Consider the following 24439-nt stretch of genomic DNA (forward strand, 5'->3'; position numbering starts at 1 on the left):
AAACGATGGAATCTAAGAACAAGATTGCCCTGGTCACGGGTGGGAGCCGCGGGCTGGGAAAAGACATGGCGCTGAACCTGGCTGAAAACGGAATCGACGTAATCATTACCTATAATACAGCGCAAAATGAAGCCGACGCAGTGGTGGCGCAACTGCAGGGGTTGAAGGTGAAGGCGGCAGCATTGCAGCTGAACGTTGCCGACAGCAAAAACTTCGAACCGTTCTTCGGTCAGCTGAAAGCGACGCTGAAGAGTACATTTCAGGCAGAGGCTTTCGACTTTCTGGTGAACAACGCCGGCATCGGTGTGTATGCAGCATTTGCCGACACCACGGAGGCGCAGCTCGACGAGCTCTTTACTATTCACTTCAAGGCGCCGTTCTTTCTGACACAACATGCGTTGCCGATCCTGAACAACGGCGGACGCGTGATCAACATCTCGAGTGGTCTGGCCCGGTTCTCCGAGCCCGGGTATGCCGCCTATGCGGCGATGAAGGGTGGTATTGAAGTGCTGACGCGGTACCAGGCGAAGGAACTGGGCGCGCGGGGCATCACCGTCAACACGGTGGCACCGGGTGCGATTGAAACAGACTTTGCCGGCGGTGTGGTGCGCGACAACGCGCACGTAAATAAACACCTGGCCGAAAAGACGGCACTCGGACGTGTAGGCTTACCGGAAGATATTGGTGGTGTGGTGGCATTTCTGTGTACGGAGCAGGCGCGGTGGATCACGGCCCAACGCCTGGAGGTATCCGGCGGGATGAACCTGTAATAATCTTACTATAAGAATAAGAAACCCCGCGCGGCAGGCCCGTCGCGGGGTTTCTCGTTTTGGTATATGGCTATTCTTTCTTGCGCTGTACAAATCGGAGTTTTAGCGAGCTGATACCTTACCTCGTTTCTTTGGCATGAAAAATGCGTCCATGATTTATGCAATACTATACCTACTAAACCATGTCTATCCCCGAGAAGGAAAAGAGCCTCTTCAGCAAAAGGACTTTGCTGGGCTTTGTTGGCTTTGCTGTTTTCATTGTTGTCCTCAGCATATTGTTCCCGATTGATCACTTCCGATACGGCGTGGAAAACTATAACAAGAAAAATTACGAAGCAGCCTATACCAGTCTGACGAAGGTCAGGCGGGAAGATCCGAACTATGGCAAGGCGGCCGCCATGCTGGTGAAGATCAAACCCAAGGTGGATAGTCTGCAGCGTGTAAACGACCTTTAAGATACCCCCATTCTGGGACTATCGCGCCATCTGATAGCCCATTTTGGAAGCTAATGTAAGCGGCCGCCCCTATCGGGCGGCTTCTTTTTTTCCTCTCACTATTCTGTTCGTCACAAAGAATTGGGGTTATGTCACATGTAGGTCGGCTTACTTCGTCGGAGGCAGAATAAGTAATATCTTCCGCCTATGGCAGCAATCAGAATGTTGATGAACTCACTCGACTACGACGGTTTACGACGGGCGCTTTCGAAAAATCCGGCGGCGGCCAACGAGGGGCTTCCTTTTGACGAAAAGAACCGGGCTCTGGCACATCCGTTACACCGGATCTGCGACGGCGTTTTTGCGGGTATGTATTCCGACGACGATGCCGTGAAGCTGGCGTTGATCTTCCTGGACCACGGCGCCAACATTGACGGGTTCGGATTGATCGCGTACCAGGATACGCCGCTGATGACGGCCGCGAGTCTGTTGGCGGAGCAAACCGGGATTTTATATGTCAACCGGGGTGCCAATATTCACCACGTTGGTGGTGGTGGCGCCACGGCACTCCACTGGGCGGCGTGGACCGGCGTGGAGAAACTCGTCGGCCGGCTCATCCGTGCCGGGGCCGATATACATCTTCGCTGTTCGGACCACAACAGCACGCCCTTGCTTTGGGCGGTGCATGGTTATAAACACCTCGGCGGCCGGAATCGACGGAACCAGGTGGATTGTATACGTATGCTCCTGGCAGCCGGAGCTAAAAAGGATACCTATAATAATGAGGGCAAACACATCACCGAATTCCTGGACGATGGCGATGCCGGGCTGAAGGCGTTATTCCAATAAATTTTCTATTGTTCCGAAAGCTGCTGGCGAAGGATTTTGAGCGCATCTCTGTCGTTGCATTTCTGTAGCACGATGGCTTCGCATTGGTTGAATTTGGCAAACTCCTGAATGGCTTCGCCTATGTCGGTGATCATGGCCTTCGTTCGTTTGACGGATTCGAAGTGCAGGTTGTTCACCAGCAACGTGCGTTTCCTCCGGTCGGCCTTGGAGTCCATGCGTGCTACGAACGTGTCGCCGATCAGGATCGGCAACGAGAAGTAGCCATACTTCCGTTTTGCCGCAGGCACAAAACATTCTACCTGGTAATCAAATTCAAAGAAGTCGCGCAGGCGGTGACGCAGCACGTTGAGGATGTCGAAGGGCGAGAGGATAAAAACATCGCCGGATAAGGTGATCGACTTTTTCCGGTATTCGGGTAGCATGTAATACGGTCCGCCTTTCAGCCCGGTGACGTCGACGGCGCATACTTTCCCCGTGTCAACCAACTGCTGTATGGCGGTCTTCCACGGCATCTTCACAAACCGGCATGTATAGGCTATGTCTTTTAGCGAGGCAACGCCGAGGGCTTTGAGTGCGCGGTGGATGGCATGGTGGGTGAATGCGTCGTCGGTCGGGGGTGTGAGGTCGAGGTCGGCAGGCAGTACATTTTCGGGCAGGTCGTATACCTTCTGAAAATCTTTTTTGCGTAGCGTGATCAGTTTACCGCTGAGGTGCAGGTGTTCGAGGGCGCGTTTGGAGGGGCGCCAGTCCCACCAGCCGGTGCTTTTAGTGGTTCGGTCGTTTTCAAAGTCGCGGGCCATGAGCGGGCCTTCGCGTCCGATACGGTCGAGGATCTTGCGCTGGAGTGTGGCTTCGGCGGGAGTCACGTCGTATTTACCGTCAAACGCTGCGTGTACGGGCAGTGAGAAACGATAGGCATGCATGGGCATGTAGCCGGTGGCAAAGGTCCAGAACTCGTATACTTTGCCGTCGCCTTGCAGGGAGTCGATCCACTCGGGTTGGTAGCCGGGCACGCGGGTGGCGATGACGTGGTGATGGGCGCGCTCTACGACGTAGTTGCTGTCGATCTGGAGAAAGCCCAGGTGGTCGATGAATTTGTATACGGCCTCTTTGCCTTTGCCAAAGGGGGCGCGCTTCCACAGTCCTGCAGCGTGCAGAATGATCTTGCGAGCTTGTTCGGGCGTAAGCGTGATACGATCCATGAAGTAAAAATTAAAAGTATAAAGATTTTTTATAATCTTTAGAGCGAAATCCATGATCATGTTTACATCCCTTCGCCTCTGCCTGACGGTATGCCTGCTGGCCGTCGTTTTTTCTTCTACCGCACAACAGCTTGCGCCGCTGCCCTGGAACGACTCTGCCTGGTCGAAACCCTATGAGCCGTTTCGCATCGCCGGCAACTTGTATTATGTGGGCACGTATGATCTGGCGTCTTACCTGATCACCACGCCGAAGGGCCACTTTCTGATCAACACCGGACTGGCGGAGTCGGCGCCGATGATCCGCAAAAACGTCGAAGCCCTGGGCTTTAATTTCAGCGACGTCAAAATCTTGCTGACAAACCAGGCACATTACGACCACGTGGCCGGCATGGCTGAGATCAAAAAGATTACTGGCGCGCGCATGATGGTAGAGGAAGCCGATGCTGCGGTGCTGGCCGATGGCGGCAGCTCGGACTTTATCATGGGTGGCAACGGACCGACGTTTGTGGGCTTAAAGGCCGACCGGCTGCTGCACGATGGCGACACGATCCGCCTTGGTACGACAACGCTACGGGTACTCCATCACCCAGGGCATACCAAAGGTTCAACCAGCTTTCTCTTGGACACCCGCGACGACAAGCGCGCCTGGAAAGTGTTGATTGTAAATATACCTACCATCCTGTCGCAGACGCGTCTGAAAGGAATGGCCGCCTATCCGCAAGTGGGCAAAGATTATCGCCATACATTCGAAGTGCTGAAGAAGCAGCCGTTTGATCTCTGGGTAGCCGCCCATGCCAGCCAATTTGATCTGCACGATAAACGCAAGCCTGGCGATCCGTACAAACCCGAGGTGTTTGCCGATCGTCCTTTGTTTGAAGCGTCTATTAATAGAGCAAAACAAGAATACGACCGGCGCTTGAAAGAAGAAAAGTAATGTTTACGGGGTAAGAGAGGTCTTCAGCACGTCGAAGGGTTGCACTGTAATACTGCCGCGCGTGGGAATCAATAGCCCCCAGATCCAATTGTAATGCTCAATAATTGCTTTGGCGGAAAGGTGGGGGCGGTCGCTCATAGTATGGCCGTCCTTAACAACCACTATCTGATAGTCTTTCGATAAAGCTGATTGAACAGTCGACTCCACGCAGAAGTCTGTGGCGCTGCCGGTAATGAACAGCTCGCGAATGCCGCGCCGGGTAAGCTCTTCCGCCAACGATGTTTCATAGAAGGCGTCGTGGGCCTGCTTGCTCATGACGATGTCGGTTGGCGAGACGACTAATTCATCCAGAAACTCCCATGCCGGTGTGTGGGGTATAAATTCATTTGTCTTTGTGCCGTTGTGTTGAATGAGAAAGACTGGCCAGCCGGCCTGGCGGAATATCTCTCCCAGTTGATTAATGCGCATCAGTACTCCCTCCGCGTCGAAGCAAGGAGCCTCCATGTAAGCGCCCTTTTGCATGTCGATGATCAGCAATGCTTTTTCTCCCATGATCTGTCAGTTCGTGTTGGCGGGCTTCACCAATAGCTTTCTCGTCAGCCAGGCCCGTACGGGCTCGTCGTATAGCTTCAGATAAAGATACGACAACGCAATGCTGGATGCAAAAGCTAGCAGGCCGACTGGCCATACGTCCGCAAGCTTGTATTTATGATCGTATACCCAGCCGAAGTAGGTATAGATGATGGGGTAGTGTGTGATATAGATGGAGTACGAGATGTCGCCGAGGAACTTGCAGAGGCCTCCGGCGTATTTGCCTTTTACGTCGCCGCTGGCGCCCAGGTATACGATGAGTGGGAAGAGCACGATGATGCTGATGGATTCGTACAGACCATTCATCCACAGGTGGTCGGCATCGCCGATGCGAGGTGTGCTGAGAACGATGATCAGCAGTACGCTGCACCAGAAGAATGCGTTTTTGATATACGTGAGCCTGGCTGCACGCGACAACAAGAGGCCGGCAAAGAATGGGAAGATCAGCCGCACGCAACCGATGTAAAATTGTGAAGGCTCCAGCGACCAGCCGCCGATCACATCGCCGGTAGCGACCAGGGTAGTAAGGTGTATCAGTGCCGCGGCAGCGATCGCCACCAGGATTGCCAGTGCCCAGTTCGGGAGCTTCCGAACGCCGATAGCGTAGAAGAAGTTGCCGACGTATTCAAAGAAGAGGGACCATGCCGGTCCGTTCAGGGGATGCATTTCCGCCCAGCCCCGGATATCCATAGAGGGCGGCACGGGAAGTACGGTAAAGCCAATGAGCATGATCAACAGCAACCGTGCGACGGAGACGGAATGGATGTTGGGAAATATGACGGAGTCCTGGAAGTAAAAGAATGCGGCGCCGACGAGCATGCCCATGATGACCATGGGCTGCAGGCGTACGAGGCGGCGTTTAAAGAACTCGCCGATGGTGATCTTCCCCCAGCGGTCGTCATAGGCATAGCCAATGACAAAACCGGAGAGTAAAAAAAGAAGTCCAAGGCCAGGTAGCCATGGTTGATCATCAGGTCAAGGTGGCTGGAATGGGCTTACAGTGCACGAGAGCACGATAGTCTTACCCCGATTTTTAAGGTATACTGGTATAAATGGGGAAGTATACTATACCTGAACTTAGGTGTATAATTTTTTTCATCGCTTTGTAAAAATTTTAAAGACTTTTTTAGTGTCCTAAACCGTTTGAAATGGTCAATAACCCAATATGGGGTATTTAGTCCACTTATTCGATACAACGTTTTGCGGTAGTGTTGTTTTAAGGTTGAATATTTTGCAATAAGTTTGGTATACAGAAGAATAGTTCATTAACCTAAACTCCCTTACTTATGAAAAGAATGCTACTCGCATTCGTGACGGCATCCCTTATGCTCGTTCATGAAGCATGGGCACAAGACCGAACCATCGCGGGACGAATCACGTCTCCGGAAGATGGCACAGGCTTGCCCGGTGTAAATGTGTTGGTAAAAGGTACCACCAACGGTACTGTTACCGACACGGATGGTAATTATACGTTATCGGTGCCTTCCGGCAGCAACGTACTTGTTTTTACGTTTATCGGATTGACTACACAAGAAGTGGAAATCGGAGACCGCTCCACGGTAGATGTACAAATGGCCAGCGACATTCGGCAGCTTAGCGAAGTGGTCGTGACAGCCTTGAACATTCCTCGCGACAAACGCTCCATCGGTTATGCTGTGCAGCAGGTCGATGGCTCGGCGGTGTCGGATGTAAAGACTAACAACTTTGTGAACTCCCTTTCGGGTAAAATTGCCGGTGTTGCCGTAAACGGTTCGCCCGGTTCCCTCGGCGGTAGTACGCAGATCATGATTCGCGGTATCAAGTCTATTACGGGTGACAACCGTCCGTTGTACGTCGTAGACGGTACTCCTATCGATAACTCGAACTATAACGGCGTGCCTCCCGGCAGCGCCAGCGGTGTACGTTCTGTGGAAGCTGGTTTTGGTGGTACTGACTACGGCGATGCTGTAGCGGACATCAACCCCAATGATATTGCGTCGATCACGGTGTTAAAAGGTGCCAACGCAGCGGCCCTCTATGGCTCGCGTGCCGCCAACGGTGTTATTCTTATTACCACCAAAAGCGGCCGCGGTATCAAGAAAGGTATCGGCATTGACATTAGCTCCAGCCTGGAGTTTGCCAAGGTAGCGGTGCTCCCCAAATATCAAAACGAATATGGCGGTGGTTATACCCAAACCTTCTCAACGTATCAGGGCGAACCCGTTGTAAACTATGCAGCAGACGAAAGCTGGGGCCCGCGGATGGATGGAACGCCGGTACGACAGTGGTATTCCTGGTTCCCGGATGATCCGGATTATGGCAAGCTGACGCCGTTCTCGCCACACAAAGACAACATCAAAGATTTTTATGAGACGGGGGTAACGCGTAACAACAGCATTGCGCTGGTGGGTGGCAATGATAAGACCAACTTTCGCGTAGGCTATACAAACTACAACGCCACCGGTACATTTCCCAACAACGAACTAACGAAGAACAACATTTCGCTAAACGTCGAAAGCAAGCTGACGGACAAGCTACAAGTAATAGCCCACGCCAATTACGCACATTTCCTGCATGAAGGTATACCGACGTCGGGTTACTCGGACGACCTTGGTAATACAAATAACTCTACAAGCTTTAATCAATGGTTCCAGCGCCAGCTAGACATGGACAAGCTGCGCCACTATAAAACAGCGTTGGGTGAGCAACGCAGCTGGAATATTTCCAGCCCTACCAACCTGCATCCGCTGTATTGGAACAACCCGTTCTGGGAGGTGTATGAAAGCCCCACGAACCAGGTGCGTGAGCGTGTCTTTGGTGACGTTTCTTTGAAATATCAGATTCTGAAGGGCCTTGCCATTCAAGGCTGGGCGCGTACGGACTTTTATACCGACCGTCGCGAGCGGCGCCAGGCTACGGGCTCGCTGCAGCAGTCGTACTATGACGAAGACGTGCGCGAGGTACGCGATAACAATTTCGAGCTGCACTTAACGTACAACAAAGAGTTGTCGCCCGACTTTACATTAAATTTGCTGGCCGGTACCAATGTGCGCAAGCGCAAGTTCTATCAGAACTACGGTCGGACATCCGGTGGCTTGAACTCACCGAACTTCTTTAACCTGAACGCATCGATCGACCGACCGCTGCTCTCCGATATTTACCAGCAAAAGGAAGTGCAGTCGATCTTTGGTAGCGCCAGCATTGGCTATAAGAGCCTGGCATACCTGGACATTACAGGACGAAATGACTGGTCGTCGGTATTGCCATCGAAGAACCGGTCGTATTTTTATCCTTCGGCCACGGGTACATTTGTATTCTCTGAGCTGATATCCGATCATAGTACTGTATCGCTGGGCAAGGTGCGTGCGAGCTGGGCACGGGTGGGGAACGACACCGATCCGTACCGGGTGAACACTACGTATCAAATCCAAACTGCGTTTGGTTCGAATCCCGCATACGGCGTTGCCAACAACCTAAATAATAAAGACCTGGATGCCGAGGAAACCACTACGATTGAGTTCGGCCTCGAAATGTCATTCCTGAATGGCCGCGCAGGTTTCGACCTTACGTACTATGATACGAAAACAGAGAAACAGATCATTGGGTTGGACGTATCCGCTGCCAGCAAGTACAATAAGTACTATGTAAATGCCGGCGAAATGAGCAACAAGGGTTTTGAGGTGATGTTGTATGGCACACCGATCAAAAGCGCATCGGGTTTCAACTGGGATATTTCGGTTAACTGGGCGCGCAACGTCAACGAGGTAGTACGGCTTTACCAGGGGCTGCAGAACCTGATCATCAACGATTATAGCGTGACGACAAATGCACGCATTGGCGAGCCATACGGCACGTTTGTGATGATCGCCCACAGACGTGACGAGAACGGCACGCCGATCGTTACTGCTTCGGGTGCTTATGTACAACAACCCAACACGGTCTTGGGAACGTTTATGCCTGATTGGACTGGCGGTGTGGTCAATACGTTTTCCTACAAGGGCTTTACGCTGGGCGGGACGATCGACATACGCCACGGCGGAAATATATACTCGACAACCAACCGCTACGGTACATATTCCGGCTTGCTGGAAGAAACAGCCGGTCTGAACGACAAAGGCAACCCGATGCGTGACCCGGTAGCCGACGGTGGCGGTGTGCACGTGACGGGTGTACTGGCCAACGGCGAAGCGTATGACGGATACGTTGCCGCGCAGTCATATTTCAAGAACTACGCCGGTATTCGCGAGAACTTCCTGTACGACGCCAGCTTTGTAAAGCTGCGTGAACTGCGCCTGGCGTATGCATTGCCTGCGGCGATGCTCGCCAAGACACCGTTTACGGGCATCTCGATCGGTGTATACGGCCGCAACCTGGCAATCCTGCATAAGAATACGCCGAACATCGATCCGGAGACTGCGCTGGGTTCTGGTAACATCCAGGGTCTGGAAAACGGGCAGCACCCGAGCACCCGTGTTATCGGTGTGAACGTAAACCTGAAACTGTAGTGGCATTCAACCCTCAAAACATTATGAAGACATCATTCAAACCTCTATATAGATTCCTCTTTGTCAGCCTGGCCGTCGTGGGATGTACCAGTGACTTTGACGAAATGAACACCAACCCGAATGAACCGGAGCGTGTTCCTACGGCTTATCTGCTGACGCAAGCACAGCGCAGTGCCCGCGCCGAGCAGCAGCTGTTCGGCACCAACCTGTATGCACAGCTTTTTGCCGAGACACAATATACCGGCACTTCGCGATACGATCTCGAGCAGCTGTCATTTGATACCTATTACAATGGTCCGCTGGCCGACCTGCAGGAGATTATCGATATGAATACCAATCCGGAAACCAAAGACCTGGCAGAAGTGGTGAACTACGGTTCGCACGAGAACCAGTTGGCGGTAGCCCGGATCTTAAAAGCCTATCTGGTTCAGATCATTACCGACCAGTGGGGCGATGTGCCGTATACCGACGCCCTAAAGGGTACGGCCAACTTTGCGCCGGCCTATACACCTCAGTCGGAAATCTATGCCGACCTGGTGAAGGAGCTGAAAGAAGCCACGGCACAAATTGATGTTACCGGAGAAATACAAGGCGATGTGATCTATGGCGGCGACATGGGACTTTGGAAAAAGTTCGGTTATTCGCTGTTACTGCGTGTAGGCATCCGGATGTCGCAAGTGCCCGAGGTGCAGAACCTGGCGTTAGACGCGATCAATACGGCGCTGGCCGCCCCCGACAATGTCTTTCAGAGCAACGAGGAGAGCGCTGTGTTTAAATACCTGGGCGAGGCGATCAACTCCAATCCGATCTACTATCACTTTCACGTCGACAATCGTACAGATTACGCCATCAGTAATACCCTGGTGGATTTTATGCTGGCGCAGGACGATCCACGCCTGGCGGTGTATGCCAATCCGACAGAAACTTCTGTTGCGGCAGGCACGCCGGAATATGTAGGCGAATTGTACGGTGTTACGGATGATATCGCCGGTGAGACGGAGAATGCCGACATCTCTTTCATTGGCGACTACTGGAAAGAAAACGCCGGCGCGCCGCTGATCTTTCAGAGCTATAGCGAAGTGCTGTTCATTAAGGCGGAGCTTGCCGCCCGCGGTTGGGCCGGCCTAAGCGAAGCACAGGCTGCGGGATTTTACAATGATGCCATTGAAGCATCTATGAATTACTACGGCATTACCGACACGGATGTTATTGACGAATTTATCAATCAACCGGGTGTTGCTTACGATCAAGCCAACTGGCAGCAGCTGATCGGCGAGCAGAAATGGCTGTCGCTATATGCGGTGGGTCATGAGCCGTGGTCGGAGTGGCGGCGACTGGGGTATCCGCTGTTGGAACGTGCGCCCAATGCCACAGAAGATCGTGAAATCCCCCTGCGACGGACCTACGACACCCGCGAGTTCACGTTGAATCGCGATAATGTCGATGATGCCGTGGCACGGCAAACTAACGGAGGCACCCTTGCCATGAGCACGCCGGTGTGGTGGGATCGTTAGGTTTGGTTAAATATGCACGAAAGAGGGGCTGCTTCGGCAGCCTCTTTTTTTCCGTTTTTTACAATCGCCGGCACTTGTCAGGTCGTTTCTTTGTGCTTGTAATCCGGCCTGGAAACCGGTTTTACAAGAATTACGTATCTTTAGAAACGATTCCTTTTTACAACAATGGTGTTCCAGGAGATCAAGCCGAGCCCTACACTGAAGCCCTTCGTGAAGTGTTTCTACTTCTACGAGTCAGGGCCGATCGACGCCTTTGGCGACACCGTGTATCCCAGTGGCAACATGGAGGTGATCTTCAACCTGGGTAACGGCCACTGGCAATTTCAAAAAGACAACGATTTCCATACAACGGCGCCCGTCGAGCTTTGGGGACAGATGACCAAGCCCCTGGCGATCCGATCGAGCGGCGCCAATACGATGTTGGGTATCCGGTTTTACCCGCACTCGATGGCGTATTTCTTTGAGGAGAGCATGTCGGCTCTTAACAATGAGATCATTGACGCCGCCGATCTGTTTGGTCCCACCCTTCGTACGCTACAAAACAAGCTACAAGACACACCCGATTTGCGTACACGCATCACGTTGCTGGAGCAATTTCTATTGACACGCTTGCAGGTGTCGGGTAAACGGCAGGCAAAGCTGAAGTTTGTGGGTGAGATCGTAAAAAGTCTGACGTATAATTTCAGTACAGAACGTATTGCGGACATCTCGTCGCGCAACAATATCTCGCCGCGCTATCTGGCCATGTTATTTTCCGAGTATACCGGTTTACAACCCAAGCTGTTGTGTAAGATAAATCGCTTTAACTATAGCCTGAATCTGATTCACTCCAACGATCAGGATCTTACCAGCATCGCTTACGATTCGGGGTATTTTGATCAATCGCATTTCATCAAAGATTTCAAGCTGTTTACAGGCCTGACGCCACATGCGTTTACGGCAAATGCTTCGGCACTGAACCTGGCGCTGGCGGAGGGTTAATCTGTTAAAACCGGCTGAGTTGTTGCCTGCTCACGTCGTCGTGTTGCTGCGTTGGCAATGACGAACGCCGTGCCACAAAAGGCTAATGCTGAGAATGCCGCCGTGACCTCGTTGCCGTCGGCTTCAAAGGGTGTCGCGATCGCACGCGGAATGTGTACCATAAAGAACCAGAGCAGGATCATGACGCCAAGCAGGTTGCCGACGATGCGAGTCTGATTGCGCGTTACGATGCTTACGCCGGAGCCAATGAGGCATACACCGGTAAAGGCTGTCCAGAATTGTGGGTAGGGCATCCACGCAGGCACGAGCTTCTGCACAAATTCCAGGTATAGAAAGTGCATACAGCCAAACGTGATCATGGTGATGGAGAAGAACCAACGGCCGGCGGGTATAAGTTTTTCCAACAGGCGTAGCAACGAGGATCGATACGGAGCGTTTGTCTTAACGGTGCCGGCGGTTACAAAGGCTCCGCCTGCGAAGGCCAGTTCTTTAAAGGCGTTGGTCCACGTGGCGATGTGATGATAGTATGGATTGTGTAAAAACTCAAAGGGTATATAACTCGCGACAAGCAATATCAACAGGCATCCACCAAGGAGTAAGGATACAACCCGCGCGTGCCAGTTGAATGCTATCGCCAGGCCTGCGCCGGCGATTGCTATACTTCCGACGTACGCCAGGAGGGTATATACCGGGCTTTGCACGGGCCAGTCCGGTACAATCATGACACAAAACTTGCCGTAGAAGAGTTGATGTATGCCAACACAACCCATGGCAAGACCAAAGGCGATATTTCCTGCTTTTGTAAGCTTTTCCATAGGGGTGAGGAAGGTGGGTTATGTTTGTAAAGCTTTTGATTTCGACACGAAAGAACAAACGATGCTACCCCGAATGACGGTTTTGGGCCGCTGAATCCTCCTTTCGGCAGGCAGGCTAGAACGCCGTCTCGTATATTACATCTCCCCGCCCGTTCTGTAGACTCACGTCGTCGATCGCTCCAGGGCTGATGAAGTTAAAGACTATCCCTACTATTCTGCCAAAGTCTTTCTTATACGATATTGTGTGGACAGGTTGATGATTTAAGGATATGGTGACCTGTTTGCCCTTGTTGTGTATCTGCACGGTCTGCCAGTCGTATAGGTTACATCCTAACGCGGAGAGGTCATGATTTTTGCCGCTTAGTCTCGTCTCCCCCATTCCCAGGTATAATTCTCCAACACAGCCTGGCATGGTGAGCTGTAAGTAGAATATATCTTCTTCGGTCACGATCGTTACTTGCGCCCTGGGGCACGACATATTTTGTAAGCTGTCGAGTCTCAGACGTGCCTGCAGCATGAAACTGTCGCTGCGAATGTGGTCGAAGTCTCGGATGTTGTAGTAGCGCAATTGGAAGCGTTGGGAGATGTCTACCCCTGCGGCGGCCAGTTGCGCTTCGGTGATGTGCAGGTCGCCGGTTCCCGGGGATGTTATCTTGTCTAAGTAAAAGGGCTCGCGGCTGTCGTCGTTATACTCGGCCACGGGCAGCCAGCCATCAGTTTTAATGTGGATGCGGACTTTGCGCACGATCGAGTCGTTTACAATGAGCTTGGCACGGTGGAAGCCGGGCAGATAATATACCGAAGAACGATAATGGCTGGCGGGGTCGATCACTTCTTTGTCGCGTGGGTCCCACGACTGTTGAATGAAAAAGCTGTCGGCGGTGATATTACTGACGTCGTACCGGAACTGAACGGTGTTGGGTACACCGATGGTGACTGTCTTGTCGGCCTGGAAGGGAATGTCGGCAGGCAAGACGAGCGGGCGTGGGCTTGCGGTACGGTTGGTGGCTTGTAATAATACCAGCAGCGTAACGAGCGCAGCAGACGCGGCAGCGGCCCACCACCAGGTGTTGGCTATCCGACGGGCGGGTTTCGTTGGGGGTATTGATGTTGGTTGTAACTCGGCCTCCAGGACGGTGGCCTGTTTAAAGTCTGCCCAACTGGCGTGGCCCAGCACCGATACGAGGGCGTTGAGCGTAGACGGGTGTGGTACCTGTGTGACGTCGTCACGCCACAGCCGTTTGAGTGTGGAAAGACTGAGGCGTATGCCCGAGCGTTGTTCAATTTGGTCGGCCAGTTGTTCGAGCTCACGTTGGCGCGGCCGGGTGTGCGGATCACTCCACAGGCGGGCTTGCACCTGTGCGCGGTAATATTCTATATAGTCTTTATCGGCCGCCATGAGGTAACATCAACAATAAACGACAAATGACCGGTAAATGGACGCTATATGGCCGGGTTGGTGGCCGTTGTGAACGCCATTTTTGCGTTGTACTAGAAAATCTTTCAACCATCGTCACTTATGAATACAAACGTAAAATCCTCGCTCCTGCTTTTAACGTTGCTAGCCCTGGCTTTACCGGTCGTTGCGCAACAAGCCAGGACGTACGATCTGCAGCAGTTACTCAAAGAACGGAAGTTTCAGGTGTATTTGCCAAACCCCTATCCGATAACGGACGCCCGAAACCAGAAGCAAGGCATTAGCCTCACGGGTGTGGCCTGGATCACCGGCGAAGAGTTTTCGACAGGGACTATTGAAGTCGACCTAAAGGGTTATGATGTCTTTCAGATGAGCTTCATCGGTGTTGCATTCCACGGTGTCGACACCACGACGTATGACCTGGTGTACTTCCGGCCCTTTAACTTCCGCGCGGAAGATCCCGTACGGAAGATTCACGCGGTACAGTATGTAAGCCACCCCGACTATACCTGGCACCGGCTGCGCGAGGAGCAGAACGGCCTCTATGAAAAAGCTGTGACGCCGGCACCGGTCGCTACGGACTGGTTCCACGCCAGGATTGAAGTAGGGGCTACCGACGTAAAAGTATATGTCGACCATGCTACCACACCCTCGCTGGTGGTCAAAAAACTAAATACCCGCAAGACCGGTCGCATCGGCTTGTGGAACGACGGTGTGGCGGGTATGTTCGCCAACCTTAAGATTACACGCCAGTAGAGCTGACGTCGTTGTGTAAGAACAAAAAAGAGGTTGTGTGCCGCAACCTCTTTCTTGTATTCCGATCGTGTTATTCCCGCGTTAGATCCAATCCAATTGCTTTACGGTCTTTTCGCTTTCTACGTTGCCGGTGTGTAATGTTTCTTTTGGTTCAAAGAGCAGGTTAAAAACCAGTTCACCGTTGGTATGCGGGCGATGCTCGACCCCTTTGGGGACAATCAATATCTCGCCTTCTTTTACTTCTACTGTGCGGCCGTCGCGGAAGTCCATCAGCAAGGTGCCTTTAAACACCATAAATAGCTCGTCCTCATTTTCGTGGCTATGCCATACAAAGTCATCTTTCAGCTTGCAAAGCTTTACGTATTGACCGTTCAGCTCGCCGATGATGTGTGGTGTCCATTGTTTTTCAAACAAGGAGAATTTTTGCATGATGTTTATGGCCTCTATTTTCTTTTCCATAGTTCGTGCGGTTCGTTATGCTGGTGCTATGTTAATGCACGAACCTCAGAAATGCTATTGTTAGCCCGTAATCTTTATGGCGGGGCTGAGCCGGCGAAACATGACGTAGAGGCAATGCACCCTTACTCTTGCTTTAGCGAGTCTGTGGGATTAGCCATGGCGGATTTAATTGTCTGGACACTCACCGTAAGCAGCGCCAACAGCAATACAAAGGCGACGGCAAACAAAAATATCCCGACATTGAGCGTGATCCGTACAGCATAGTCGGCCAACCATTGCTGCATGAGCAGGTATGCGACGGGCACGGCGATGAATGCGGCCACGATCACGGTTTTCATAAAGTCCCGCGAAAGCAAGCTGACCACCGTACTGACCGAGGCACCCAGGACCTTGCGAATACCGATCTCTTTTTTGCGCTGCAGGATGGTGTACGATGAAAGTCCAAACAGGCCGAGACACGCGATGAAAACGATCAATCCGGAGAATGCGGCCATAACCTGGAGGAGGTTTGTATCGGCGCGATACTGGTTGTCATAGCGTTCGTTCAGGAAGAAATAATCGAACACGGTGTTGGGGTATACTTTACGCCACACTTCTTCGACAGATGCGACAGTCTTTTTTATATCGGAAGTTGTCAGCTGTACCGCGAAATAGTCGGCCGCCTCGCCATAGTTGAACAGCATAGGCAGGTGTTGTTCCTTGGGAGACCGGAAATAGAAGTTTTTAAGCACGCCTATAATCGTTGATCCGTCGGCATTGTGGCGTGTGCGGAAGGTAACTTTAGTGCCGACTGCCTGTTCAGGATTAGCGAATCCCAGCGCTTTGGCGGCTTCTTCATTGATGATTATCTGGTCGTGGTTGGGAACACCGTTTTCAAAGTTGCGTCCTGCCAGCAAGGTCATGTTAAGAGACGGTATAAAATCAGCATCGATAGGGATGTAGGAGTACAAGTACCCGCCACCGTTCCCGGATGATTGCCCCAGGCGAAGCACGTGTGTGGTGCTGAGTTCCTGAACGTTCACTCCCGGGAGTGATGCCGCCCGGTATACCGAGTGTATATCAGGATTCTTCAAGAGCTCTGTCTTGAGCGTCTGGCTGGCGCGGCGGGCAATGGAGTCGGGTAACATCACCTGTTTACCCGTGAGCACGAGGGTTTGGTTGATGTTCATCCCCAGGTCGTAATGCTGCAAGAATCGCACTTGCAGGTAAACGGTGCACATGCTGATGATCAATACGACGGTAGCGCTAAACTGGAAGATCACGAGGCCTTTACGCAGTAGCTGTCCGTGTGTAGAAGATTGGAACTTTCCTTTCAGCACCGTGGCCGGGCTAAACGATGCGAGCACAAAGGCCGGGTACATACCCGACAATAGTGATCCGGCGACCAGCAATCCGATGAATAATAACCAGAAAGAACGATCGTGCAGAATGTTGAGCGACACCGGTTCTCCGGAGAGGTTCTGAAACAAGGGGAATGTGAACTGTAGCAATGCCAGTGCTACGGCACCAGCCAGTACATTTACGAGGACGGATTCCCATAAGAATTGAAACATGAGCTGCACTTTGAGCGACCCCATCACCTTACGTACGCCTACTTCGCGCGCGCGTTCCATGGCGCGCGCCGTCGACAGGTTTAGATAGTTCACCCAGGCAATGACGATAAGGAATACAGCGATGAAGCCGAGGTAATATACTGCCTTGATGTTACCCGGGGGCTCGGGCTCGTATGCTTTGTTGGAGTAGAGATGGATGTCTTTTATCGGCTCCGCTACGAAGTACTCCTGCTCTAATTTGCCTTTAAGCTCTGTCTCTGTCAGGGCGTGGAGTTTCTTATTAAGCTGCGGAAGGTCTGTACCGGGGGTGGTTAGTATATATGTATATTCATTATTGTTATTCCACTTGTCATCGGGGTACCAGGGCTTCAGCGTCTTTAACGAAAGTCGGGAGAGTAAGAATGTAAACTTTATGTGCGTATTGGGCGGCGGGTCGGCCACGACGGCTTTGACGCGGTAAGGGTTGTTGTCGACTTCGATCAACTCGTCGATGATCTCCGTACGACCGAAGTATTTCTTCGCCATGGATTCGGTCACGATAACTTCAAAGGGCGCGGTAAGGGCGGTGGTGGCGTCGCCGTGTAACAACGGATAGCTAAACACGGTTAGTACAGAAGGATCGGCCCAGTATAATTTTGTCTCCAGAAAGTTTTGGCCCCCCGCCCGCACGTTGACAGACCCATCCATGCCGTATAGTCTGACGAAATCTAGCACCTCGGGCATTTTTTCTTTGAGCATCGGTCCCAGGGGCGCATACGATTCACAATCGGTCATGTCGTATTGCTCACCATTGTAAAAATCCACGGTGACGCGCAGGATATTGTCGGCATTTTTGTGAAAGTCTTCATAGCTCCGCTCGAAGCGGATGTATTGCACGATGAAAAGAAATGCTGCCATGCCCAGGGCCAGGCCCGTGATGTTGATGATCGTGAAAATCCGGTTCTTGAGAAGGGTCCGGTATGCTATGCGGAGATAGTTGATTAACATGGGACGGGTGATGCGTTCTGAGCTGTATTGCTAAAATAGTGCCATGCGCAAAATAACGTTGTTTTGTACCAATAGGAAGTGTTGCATGGTCGGTGATGGGCGTTTTTGTTCGCCGGCGGACATCACATCAGACTACTGTATCTTATCTTTACTTAAAAAAACATGACGATGTTGTTATCCTTTATCTTGATTGCCTTGAGCTTCTGTCAGGAAATGCTGCCAGGGCCAGGCAAGGGAATTGTATATTTCTCCACTGACAATGGTCGAACATGGGAGAATACGAGTGCCGGACTTCCCGACGATATTTTTTTATCGGATATAGCCGCCGCCCCCGGATTCCTGGGCTTATCGACAAAACAACATGGCATCTTTCTGTTCAATTTTGCCAAAAACGAATGGTCAGCGCTGCCCACTATTCCATCGGCCGATGAAATAAACGCGCTTTACTTTCATCAAGGCAAGATTCTGGCGGGTACCAAAAACAACGGGCTATTCATTTCATCAGACTTGGGCAAAACCTGGGTTTCTTTTAGTCGCGGCTTAAAAAACCTGACGATCCGGAAACTTACCGATCTCGAACATAAGGTTTACGCCGGAACCAACGGGGGACTATACGTCCTTCAGGAATCCACCAATCAGTGGATTCCTGAGCATGAGGAAAACGGACTGCAGGTAAATGGCATGCGGGCACTTGACGGTGACCTTTATGCCGGCACCAATCGGGGTGTGTTTAAAAAAAGCAAAGGCGGACAGGATTGGAAACAAATCATGCCGGGTCGTTCCTTGCACAATCTTGGCGTGGATCGTAAAAACATTTATGCGCTTACATATAGTGAGCTTTTCATTTCGACCGACAAAGGTGCGTCGTGGAAAAGTGATCAAACCGGTATGCCTCCGAAATATACATTCCAGGTGATTGAAAAAGACAATACGTTATTAGCAGGTCAGTGGGATGGTGTCTATATAAAACGAGGCTTGCAGGGTTGGGCATTATCCAACCAAGGGCTTCCGAAGGATCTTCCTGTCCTGGAGCTGGTTGTCAATGGGAATACTATTGTTGCGGGGAGCTCGCAATGGTCGCAGTAAGCGCCGGATGGAAGGGTAAGCTGAGATTTATTCTATCCATATATTTCCTGCTGCGTACGTTCTGGCTTTTCCTGCGATTATGACCCGGCTGCCTCTATTCTGACAAAATAGCTCCCCTACCCGAGAAGAAATCTGCCTGGCATATAACTGCTCTTTTTGAAGCCTTTCCGACCAAAAGGGTATAAGCGAGCAGTGCGCGGAACCCGTTACGGGATCTTCCAAAATGGATGCTTGTGGCGTAAAGTACCGGGATACAAAATCGCATGTGTCTCCTTTTGCCGTTATGATCACTCCACCAGGATTTAGGTTTATCCGGTCAAATGTCTGCCGATTGATCTTTATCTGGCTAACATCGGACTGGCTATTGTACACCAGAACGTAATCCCTGGATTTGAGAACTTCCCGCGGCTGTACGCTTAGTGACTTCGAAATGATCTCGGGTAAGTCGGCGGGTACGGGCATACGCGATGGAAAGTCCAGGCTATAAAGATCTTTCTGGAATGCTACGATTAACTCTCCGCTCAGTGTTTGAAATACAACTTTTTCGCCCGTATAGCCAAGCAATGTTTTCAGGCAGTGTGCCGTTGCCAGGGTAGCGTGCCCACATAAGTCCATTTCAATGTCTGGCGTAAACCATCGCAGGTGAAACTTGTCGCCGTTACGTAAAAAAAAAGCAGTCTCTGCCACGGCATTTTCCTGGGCTATTTTCAAAAGTGTTTCGTCGGGAAGCCAGGCATCCAGGGGAACGACGCAGGCTGGATTGCCCTGGAAGACTTTATCGGTAAAAGCATCTATCTGATACAGTTCTAGTTTCATGTCTGAAAAGTGTTTGTCTCTGCCACGAATAAAACAAGAAAAATCGTTTTCGGGTTAACTGTAGAGAGAAAACCACGCATTTACGACGTGGATTTTGAAGGCACGGAATCGAATTTAAATTTTATCTTTGCTGCCGTTTGGGAACGATAGCACTATGGCGTCAGGTTTTTTTTCTGTTCTGGATGATTTAGCGGCGTTGATGGATGACGTTGCTGTAGCAAGCAAGATAGCCACGCGTAAAACGGCTGGGATATTGGGCGACGACCTGGCCGTCAATGCGGAGAAGGCCACAGGGTTTATGGCTTCACGTGAGCTGCCTGTGCTATGGGCGATTACAAAAGGCTCTTTTATTAATAAGGTTATAATCGTTCCCATTGCTTTATTGTTAAATGCCTTTTTCCCGACCGCTATTATCGTCAGCTTGGTGTTAGGAGGGATCTACTTGGCATATGAAGGCGTGGAGAAGATTATTGAATATCTTTTTCACCGTTCAAAGGCGGGTCATGAAGTAATAGAAGAGCATGATGAAAACAACAGTTCTTCCGAAAAAGCAAAAATTAAATCTGCTATCACCACCGACTTTATCCTCTCTGTTGAGATTGTCATTATTGCATTGGGATCTGTTTTAGATAAAAGCCTAACCATGCAAATCATTATTGTTTGCATTGTTTCACTTCTGGCGACGATTGGTGTTTATGGGCTCGTGGCGCTCATTGTCCGGATGGATGATATCGGTTATAAACTCATTAAACATTCATCCGACAAAGGAATTGTATCACAACTCGGCCATGTAATGGTTAAGTCGCTCCCGATCATCATTAAGTTTATTGGTTTCATCGGCACCATCGCCTTGATTTTGGTTTCTGGTGGAATTTTTGTCCACAACATTGATTATCTACATCATCTTTTCCCTGAGATGCCGACGACCATTAAAGAGTTTGTGATGGGACTGGCCGCAGGGCTCATTGTAGTCGCTTTCGTGAGCGGCGGGAAGAAGATATTCTCGTTGTTGAAACGGGATTAGAGCAGCGAACAATAGCATAGCCGTCATGAGCCGATCCTATAAAAAGATTCCAAAGCAGGGTATTAGTACGTCCACGACTGAAAAAGAGGACAAACGGGAAGCAAACAGAACGCTGAGAAGGGTGACAAAAGATCAAGTACAAAAGGGAGCCGAGGTATTTGCTACCTTGCGGGAGGTATCAAATGTCTGGAGCTTTGGGAAGGACGGCAAGGTCTTTTTGAAACAGCCTACGGAGAAAGATATGCGGAAATAAGATCTTCGCCTATTTACCAAATAGGCTTCAAATCTTCTTCAGTAGCCTTGACTGTATATTTAGCGAAGTTCTTCTCCCGGTGTTCCACGAGATCAAACTCGCAGGCATCCGCGACCAGTAATTCATCAATCAAAGAAAGTCTGTCTTTAATGTCACAAAACGTGACAGGAAGTCCGGTCAATCTTTCTTCCAGAATCTTACTATTATACTTTTTAGGAATCCTAAAAATCGAATCCCCCACGATCTCGGGAATTGTGTAGGCAATTTCAAACTTCAAGAGCTTGTCGATTATCACCCAACGTTTATTTATGCGCGTGATCTGAATGTCATACCTTTTCGCAGGGTCAAATTCGCGCTTATATTTTTTTATCCTGATTTCTGCCGCTAGCCATTTTTCCAATGTTGCCCGGGCTTGCTCAAACGACAGCCCGCTTCCAAACGGAATAATTCTGTTATCTCGCTTTACTATAAACGTGTATCCCTGCCCTACGGTCATTTTAGAAAAGTCACCTGTTTCCAGGAATGCTTTTGTATGGCATACAAAGCTGAAAAAGTCCTCCTCGTCAACAATACTCCGCTGATCTACGGCATACTCATTGCCAAACTGTTTAATAGCATAGTTCCTCGCTTCCTGAAAATAGTCTGCCATACCTACCACTTTACTGCAAAAGTAAATTTCTCCCGACAATTCAGGAAGCGATTTTGAAGGACAAAAATCGAAAGGCAACTGTATGAGCCGACTTCCAGAGTACATCGGAGTAGCCAGATCAATGTTCCTGTCAAGCATTCCTTTTGAAGATCTGGTGAATCACCGCGTCTATGAAAGGCAAGCCAACAAAGACCATCCACGGCACTAATACAACAGTCAGTAGGAATGTTCGCTGGTATAACGGTAGCGCTGACAGCGCCGGACCGAACACCGAGAGGAACAAGGTTATGGAGGGGAAGATGACGACCCATATTTTCAGGGTCATCATCCATTTCATTTTTATCTTCATCGGGCGTTATTCTAGTGGGGTGTAATTACCTGGCCGGTATTTGCGCCAAAGACGCTCTTGCGGAAACCATACTCCAGTTGTTTCATGGTGACGGGGATGTCCTGGAAGAACGGGAAGTATTGTGGCGAGTTCTCAATTACCGTGGGGCTTACGGCGTTGATGCGAACGCCATTTTCCAGTTCAATGGCAGCGGCGCGCACGAAGGCTTCGACTGCGCCGTTGGCGGCGGAGGCATTGGCGAAGTTCATGACGGGTTCATGTGTTAATGCGCCTGTGATGAGCGTGAATGATCCTTTGGGATTAATGTGATGTTGACCGATCAGCACCAAATTGATTTGGCCCATCAGTTTGCCTTCCAGGCCTTTGCGGAATTCCTTGTCGGTCATGTTTTTCCAGGGGCCAACATATGTCGGGCCTGCCGTGCAGATCAGTGCGTCAAACGAGCCTGTCTTTTTAAATAAACTCTCGATGGACTCCGTCGACGTGATGTCCACCTGAAAGTCTCCCCCTTTTGTACCGACCCGGATGACTTCGTGCTCTCTTTCAAAGGCACCGGCCAGGTATTTGCCCATTGTTCCTGTGGCGCCTACGATAATGATCTTCTTTTTTGCTTTCATGCTGTTGAATATTGATTCGTATGCAAAACTACTTCTCCACATTCACAGCCGTATAGGACAAAAATTGAATTGAATAGGACAAACGCCTAGACCACCAGTCATTACCTGGGTTAAATATTATACCGCACAATAATTAGACCGTACCGTTCAATAACTGATACCGTCCGTTGCATCAGTCGTTTGTACCTTCCCTCCGTTGCCGGTGCCCCCGATCGGCTATAATTTAAACTCAACCGATATGAAGAGAATTTTAACCAACAGATTCGCATTGATAACAGCCGTTGTGCTGTTGTGCGTCGCCGCTCATGCTCAAACCCCTCCCGCCACCTGGCAGGAACATTGGTTTGAACACAACCAGGTTTTGAACCGTGTCTATTATGACAACGACCTGGCTGTGTATTACGATAACAACGTAAGCTCTACTGTTACGTGGCCCTTTCAATATATGGGCGACGTCTGGCGTTACACCAAAAGCGTATATGGGAACTATGGTACCGAAAACCGCCTGTACGCCATCTTTCACACCGGCCGCTACAGCGGTGGACATCCCTCCACGTACTTCGACGCTGGACACGACAATCGAAACGTGACAGACTGCGGTCCGGGTCCCTGGACAAGCGGCGCCGGAAACGATCTGGACCTGACTACACATGAAGTAGCCCACATCGTGGAGGGTGCTTCCAAAGGCATTCATGGCTCGCCGCACCGTCCGCTATGGGGTGATAGCAAATGGGCTGAGATTTTCAACTACGATGTTTATGTAGGACTGGGACGTACAAACGATGTAACCCGCTGGTACAACCTGATGATCAACAACAGCGATAACTTTCCAAGGACTAACACTTACTGGTTCCGCGACTGGTTCTATCCGATCTATGCCAACCATGGTGGTACGGCGCTACTGAACAATTACTTTGTGCTGCTGGCACAGCACTTCCCGAAGAACGGCAACAATTATGCGCGCGATATGAACTGGGGTGAGTTTGTGCATTTCTGGAGCGGTGCTGCCAATGCTAACCTGAAAGCACAGGCAACGCTTGCTTTTGGATGGCCGGCCGAATGGGAAGCACAATTCATTCAAGCGCAATATCAATTCCCATTCCCCTACTCCAATACGGTCAATAACGGCAACGACATTACCAACCTGGGTGGAAGCGTTAGCGCCCAGTATAGCGACTCACCAGCGGCAGAAGGCGTTGGCAATCTCATTGACAACAGCCATACGACCAAGTATCTGACGTTTCATAACTCGGCGTGGGTACAATATCAAGCCACTACCAACTATGTCGTTGATCGCTACAGTGTCACTTCGGCCAACGATGCCGTGGAGCGCGATCCGCTGAGCTGGACGCTCCAAGGCAGCACGAATGGTACCACTTGGGTGAATCTGGATACACGCAGTGGTGAAGACTTTCCCTACCGCTATCAGAAGCGTGTTTTTACATTCACTAACAGCACCGCGTACCGCTACTATCGTCTGACGTTCACCAACAACAGCGGCTCCCTCCTTCAGTTGGCAGAGCTGGAATTCTTTGAAAAAGGAACGGCTGCGGCGGCAACGGCTAAAACTACTGTTACGAGCGCCCTATACCCTAACCCGTCGACTGACAAGGTTGTGGTGAGCTTTGAGGGCAAACAGGCCACGCTTACGATCACCGATGCGCAGGGCCACAAGGTGGTTCCGACTAAAGCTGTAGGCTCGGGTGAAGCCATCAACCTGTCGCACTTGAAAGAAGGAGTGTACCTGATTCACCTGGAAGTAGACGGTGTAACAAAAACTGAACGGCTACTTAAAAAATAATACGATGAAAAAGGCATGGAGCTTTTAATAAGCTCCATGCCTTTCGTGTGAGCTCCGCGATATTCATGATGATCTGTTTGGCACATATTTCAAAACTG

The 24439-nt window shown here is 50.7% G+C and carries 22 protein-coding genes and 1 pseudogene; 12 read left to right on the top strand and 11 right to left on the bottom strand.

Features of this window, described 5'->3' with window-relative positions:
• Window positions 1-5 precede the first annotated feature (5 nt).
• The 3 genes from K7P01_RS10875 to K7P01_RS10885 all read left to right on the top strand — a co-directional run bounded on the left by K7P01_RS10875 (window position 6) and on the right by K7P01_RS10885 (window position 2053).
• On the top strand, window positions 6-770 hold the full coding sequence (locus K7P01_RS10875) for an SDR family NAD(P)-dependent oxidoreductase (protein ID WP_267292826.1): 765 nt from the start codon (window positions 6-8) through the stop codon (window positions 768-770).
• A gap of 182 nt (window positions 771-952) precedes the next feature.
• Window positions 953-1225, top strand: a complete 273-nt coding sequence (locus K7P01_RS10880; RefSeq protein ID WP_267292828.1) for a hypothetical protein — start codon at window positions 953-955, stop codon at window positions 1223-1225.
• Window positions 1226-1411: 186 nt separating this feature from the next.
• On the top strand, window positions 1412-2053 hold the full coding sequence (locus K7P01_RS10885) for an ankyrin repeat domain-containing protein (protein ID WP_267292830.1): 642 nt from the start codon (window positions 1412-1414) through the stop codon (window positions 2051-2053).
• A 5-nt stretch (window positions 2054-2058) separates the two neighbouring features.
• On the opposite strand, the gene K7P01_RS10890 is transcribed toward K7P01_RS10885, so the two are convergent.
• On the bottom strand, window positions 2059-3309 hold the full coding sequence (locus K7P01_RS10890) for a winged helix-turn-helix domain-containing protein (RefSeq protein ID WP_267292832.1): 1251 nt from the start codon (window positions 3307-3309) through the stop codon (window positions 2059-2061).
• 4 nt (window positions 3310-3313) lie between these two features.
• Here K7P01_RS10890 and bla point away from each other — a divergent pair, with 4 nt between their 5' ends.
• Window positions 3314-4189, top strand: a complete 876-nt coding sequence (bla, locus tag K7P01_RS10895; protein ID WP_267292834.1) for a subclass B3 metallo-beta-lactamase — start codon at window positions 3314-3316, stop codon at window positions 4187-4189.
• Window positions 4190-4192: 3 nt separating this feature from the next.
• Here the strand turns inward: bla and K7P01_RS10900 are convergent, their stop codons facing one another.
• Complete coding sequence (locus tag K7P01_RS10900; RefSeq protein ID WP_267292836.1) at window positions 4193-4741, bottom strand: isochorismatase family protein; 549 nt, start codon at window positions 4739-4741, stop codon at window positions 4193-4195.
• A 6-nt stretch (window positions 4742-4747) separates the two neighbouring features.
• Window positions 4748-5713 (bottom strand): annotated as a pseudogene (locus K7P01_RS10905) (acyltransferase family protein); the annotation flags it as partial.
• A gap of 353 nt (window positions 5714-6066) precedes the next feature.
• Here K7P01_RS10905 and K7P01_RS10910 point away from each other — a divergent pair.
• The 3 genes from K7P01_RS10910 to K7P01_RS10920 all read left to right on the top strand — a co-directional run bounded on the left by K7P01_RS10910 (window position 6067) and on the right by K7P01_RS10920 (window position 11759).
• A complete protein-coding gene (locus tag K7P01_RS10910) occupies window positions 6067-9264 on the top strand; it encodes a SusC/RagA family TonB-linked outer membrane protein (protein WP_267292838.1) in 3198 nt (1065 codons plus the stop codon).
• A gap of 23 nt (window positions 9265-9287) precedes the next feature.
• Entirely contained in the window at window positions 9288-10778 is a 1491-nt protein-coding gene (locus tag K7P01_RS10915; protein WP_267292840.1) for a SusD/RagB family nutrient-binding outer membrane lipoprotein, read from the top strand.
• A gap of 165 nt (window positions 10779-10943) precedes the next feature.
• Window positions 10944-11759 carry a helix-turn-helix domain-containing protein gene (locus K7P01_RS10920; RefSeq protein WP_267292842.1) on the top strand — a complete coding sequence of 272 codons (816 nt, stop codon included), beginning with the start codon at window positions 10944-10946 and terminating at the stop codon, window positions 11757-11759.
• Here K7P01_RS10920 and K7P01_RS10925 read toward each other — a convergent pair.
• Together K7P01_RS10925 and K7P01_RS10930 are read right to left on the bottom strand one after the other, a co-directional pair.
• Window positions 11756-12574: a DoxX family protein gene (locus K7P01_RS10925; RefSeq protein ID WP_267292844.1), complete on the bottom strand. Its 819-nt coding sequence runs from the start codon at window positions 12572-12574 to the stop codon at window positions 11756-11758. The two genes, K7P01_RS10920 and K7P01_RS10925, sit on opposite strands and share 4 nt — an antisense overlap.
• Before the next feature lie 115 nt (window positions 12575-12689).
• On the bottom strand, window positions 12690-13973 hold the full coding sequence (locus tag K7P01_RS10930; protein ID WP_267292846.1) for a hypothetical protein: 1284 nt from the start codon (window positions 13971-13973) through the stop codon (window positions 12690-12692).
• A 120-nt stretch (window positions 13974-14093) separates the two neighbouring features.
• Between K7P01_RS10930 and K7P01_RS10935 the strand changes: the two genes are divergently transcribed.
• On the top strand, window positions 14094-14747 hold the full coding sequence (locus K7P01_RS10935) for a hypothetical protein (RefSeq protein WP_267292848.1): 654 nt from the start codon (window positions 14094-14096) through the stop codon (window positions 14745-14747).
• Window positions 14748-14828: 81 nt separating this feature from the next.
• Here K7P01_RS10935 and K7P01_RS10940 read toward each other — a convergent pair whose 3' ends face one another.
• Both K7P01_RS10940 and K7P01_RS10945 read right to left on the bottom strand, forming a co-directional pair.
• On the bottom strand, window positions 14829-15206 hold the full coding sequence (locus K7P01_RS10940) for a cupin domain-containing protein (protein WP_254082245.1): 378 nt from the start codon (window positions 15204-15206) through the stop codon (window positions 14829-14831).
• Between the two features lie 122 nt (window positions 15207-15328).
• Window positions 15329-17746 (bottom strand): ABC transporter permease, encoded by a 2418-nt coding sequence (locus K7P01_RS10945; protein ID WP_267292851.1) that lies wholly within the window; start codon window positions 17744-17746, stop codon window positions 15329-15331.
• Between the two features lie 162 nt (window positions 17747-17908).
• Between K7P01_RS10945 and K7P01_RS10950 the strand changes: the two genes are divergently transcribed.
• Window positions 17909-18832, top strand: a complete 924-nt coding sequence (locus K7P01_RS10950; RefSeq protein ID WP_267292853.1) for a WD40/YVTN/BNR-like repeat-containing protein — start codon at window positions 17909-17911, stop codon at window positions 18830-18832.
• Between the two features lie 27 nt (window positions 18833-18859).
• Here the strand turns inward: K7P01_RS10950 and K7P01_RS10955 are convergent, their stop codons facing one another.
• Complete coding sequence (locus K7P01_RS10955) at window positions 18860-19648, bottom strand: PhzF family phenazine biosynthesis protein (RefSeq protein ID WP_267292856.1); 789 nt, start codon at window positions 19646-19648, stop codon at window positions 18860-18862.
• Window positions 19649-19802: 154 nt separating this feature from the next.
• Between K7P01_RS10955 and K7P01_RS10960 the strand changes: the two genes are divergently transcribed.
• Entirely contained in the window at window positions 19803-20672 is an 870-nt protein-coding gene (locus tag K7P01_RS10960; RefSeq protein WP_267292858.1) for a DUF808 domain-containing protein, read from the top strand.
• A gap of 25 nt (window positions 20673-20697) precedes the next feature.
• Window positions 20698-20925, top strand: a complete 228-nt coding sequence (locus K7P01_RS10965) for a hypothetical protein (protein WP_267292860.1) — start codon at window positions 20698-20700, stop codon at window positions 20923-20925.
• 13 nt (window positions 20926-20938) lie between these two features.
• Here the strand turns inward: K7P01_RS10965 and K7P01_RS10970 are convergent, their stop codons facing one another.
• From K7P01_RS10970 to K7P01_RS10980, 3 genes are all read right to left on the bottom strand, one after another.
• Window positions 20939-21574 carry a YrhB family protein gene (locus tag K7P01_RS10970; protein ID WP_267292862.1) on the bottom strand — a complete coding sequence of 212 codons (636 nt, stop codon included), beginning with the start codon at window positions 21572-21574 and terminating at the stop codon, window positions 20939-20941.
• A gap of 130 nt (window positions 21575-21704) precedes the next feature.
• Window positions 21705-21923, bottom strand: a complete 219-nt coding sequence (locus K7P01_RS10975) for a hypothetical protein (protein WP_267292864.1) — start codon at window positions 21921-21923, stop codon at window positions 21705-21707.
• A gap of 11 nt (window positions 21924-21934) precedes the next feature.
• Window positions 21935-22540: a short chain dehydrogenase gene (locus tag K7P01_RS10980; protein WP_267292866.1), complete on the bottom strand. Its 606-nt coding sequence runs from the start codon at window positions 22538-22540 to the stop codon at window positions 21935-21937.
• A 238-nt stretch (window positions 22541-22778) separates the two neighbouring features.
• Between K7P01_RS10980 and K7P01_RS10985 the strand changes: the two genes are divergently transcribed.
• Window positions 22779-24341: a T9SS type A sorting domain-containing protein gene (locus K7P01_RS10985; protein WP_267292868.1), complete on the top strand. Its 1563-nt coding sequence runs from the start codon at window positions 22779-22781 to the stop codon at window positions 24339-24341.
• The last annotated feature ends 98 nt before the right edge of the window (window positions 24342-24439 follow it).

The organism is Parachryseolinea silvisoli, assembly GCF_021190955.1.
Classification (GTDB): domain Bacteria; phylum Bacteroidota; class Bacteroidia; order Cytophagales; family Cyclobacteriaceae; genus Ohtaekwangia; species Ohtaekwangia silvisoli.

Bases quoted from the DNA above. Each gene is read 5' to 3' on its own strand.
- K7P01_RS10985 (WP_267292868.1), top strand. From the start codon at position 22,779: ATGAAGAGAATTTTAACCAACAGATTCGCATTGATAACAGCCGTTGTG.
- bla (WP_267292834.1), top strand. From the start codon at position 3,314: ATGTTTACATCCCTTCGCCTCTGCCTGACGGTATGCCTGCTGGCCGTC.
- K7P01_RS10950 (WP_267292853.1), top strand. From the start codon at position 17,909: ATGACGATGTTGTTATCCTTTATCTTGATTGCCTTGAGCTTCTGTCAG.
- K7P01_RS10970 (WP_267292862.1), bottom strand. From the start codon at position 21,574: ATGGCAGACTATTTTCAGGAAGCGAGGAACTATGCTATTAAACAGTTT.
- K7P01_RS10965 (WP_267292860.1), top strand. From the start codon at position 20,698: ATGAGCCGATCCTATAAAAAGATTCCAAAGCAGGGTATTAGTACGTCC.
- K7P01_RS10885 (WP_267292830.1), top strand. From the start codon at position 1,412: ATGGCAGCAATCAGAATGTTGATGAACTCACTCGACTACGACGGTTTA.
- K7P01_RS10925 (WP_267292844.1), bottom strand. From the start codon at position 12,574: ATGGAAAAGCTTACAAAAGCAGGAAATATCGCCTTTGGTCTTGCCATG.
- K7P01_RS10900 (WP_267292836.1), bottom strand. From the start codon at position 4,741: ATGGGAGAAAAAGCATTGCTGATCATCGACATGCAAAAGGGCGCTTAC.
- K7P01_RS10955 (WP_267292856.1), bottom strand. From the start codon at position 19,648: ATGAAACTAGAACTGTATCAGATAGATGCTTTTACCGATAAAGTCTTC.
- K7P01_RS10980 (WP_267292866.1), bottom strand. From the start codon at position 22,540: ATGAAAGCAAAAAAGAAGATCATTATCGTAGGCGCCACAGGAACAATG.
- K7P01_RS10940 (WP_254082245.1), bottom strand. From the start codon at position 15,206: ATGGAAAAGAAAATAGAGGCCATAAACATCATGCAAAAATTCTCCTTG.
- K7P01_RS10930 (WP_267292846.1), bottom strand. From the start codon at position 13,973: ATGGCGGCCGATAAAGACTATATAGAATATTACCGCGCACAGGTGCAA.
- K7P01_RS10935 (WP_267292848.1), top strand. From the start codon at position 14,094: ATGAATACAAACGTAAAATCCTCGCTCCTGCTTTTAACGTTGCTAGCC.
- K7P01_RS10875 (WP_267292826.1), top strand. From the start codon at position 6: ATGGAATCTAAGAACAAGATTGCCCTGGTCACGGGTGGGAGCCGCGGG.
- K7P01_RS10910 (WP_267292838.1), top strand. From the start codon at position 6,067: ATGAAAAGAATGCTACTCGCATTCGTGACGGCATCCCTTATGCTCGTT.
- K7P01_RS10975 (WP_267292864.1), bottom strand. From the start codon at position 21,923: ATGAAGATAAAAATGAAATGGATGATGACCCTGAAAATATGGGTCGTC.
- K7P01_RS10960 (WP_267292858.1), top strand. From the start codon at position 19,803: ATGGCGTCAGGTTTTTTTTCTGTTCTGGATGATTTAGCGGCGTTGATG.
- K7P01_RS10915 (WP_267292840.1), top strand. From the start codon at position 9,288: ATGAAGACATCATTCAAACCTCTATATAGATTCCTCTTTGTCAGCCTG.
- K7P01_RS10945 (WP_267292851.1), bottom strand. From the start codon at position 17,746: ATGTTAATCAACTATCTCCGCATAGCATACCGGACCCTTCTCAAGAAC.
- K7P01_RS10880 (WP_267292828.1), top strand. From the start codon at position 953: ATGTCTATCCCCGAGAAGGAAAAGAGCCTCTTCAGCAAAAGGACTTTG.
- K7P01_RS10890 (WP_267292832.1), bottom strand. From the start codon at position 3,309: ATGGATTTCGCTCTAAAGATTATAAAAAATCTTTATACTTTTAATTTT.
- K7P01_RS10920 (WP_267292842.1), top strand. From the start codon at position 10,944: ATGGTGTTCCAGGAGATCAAGCCGAGCCCTACACTGAAGCCCTTCGTG.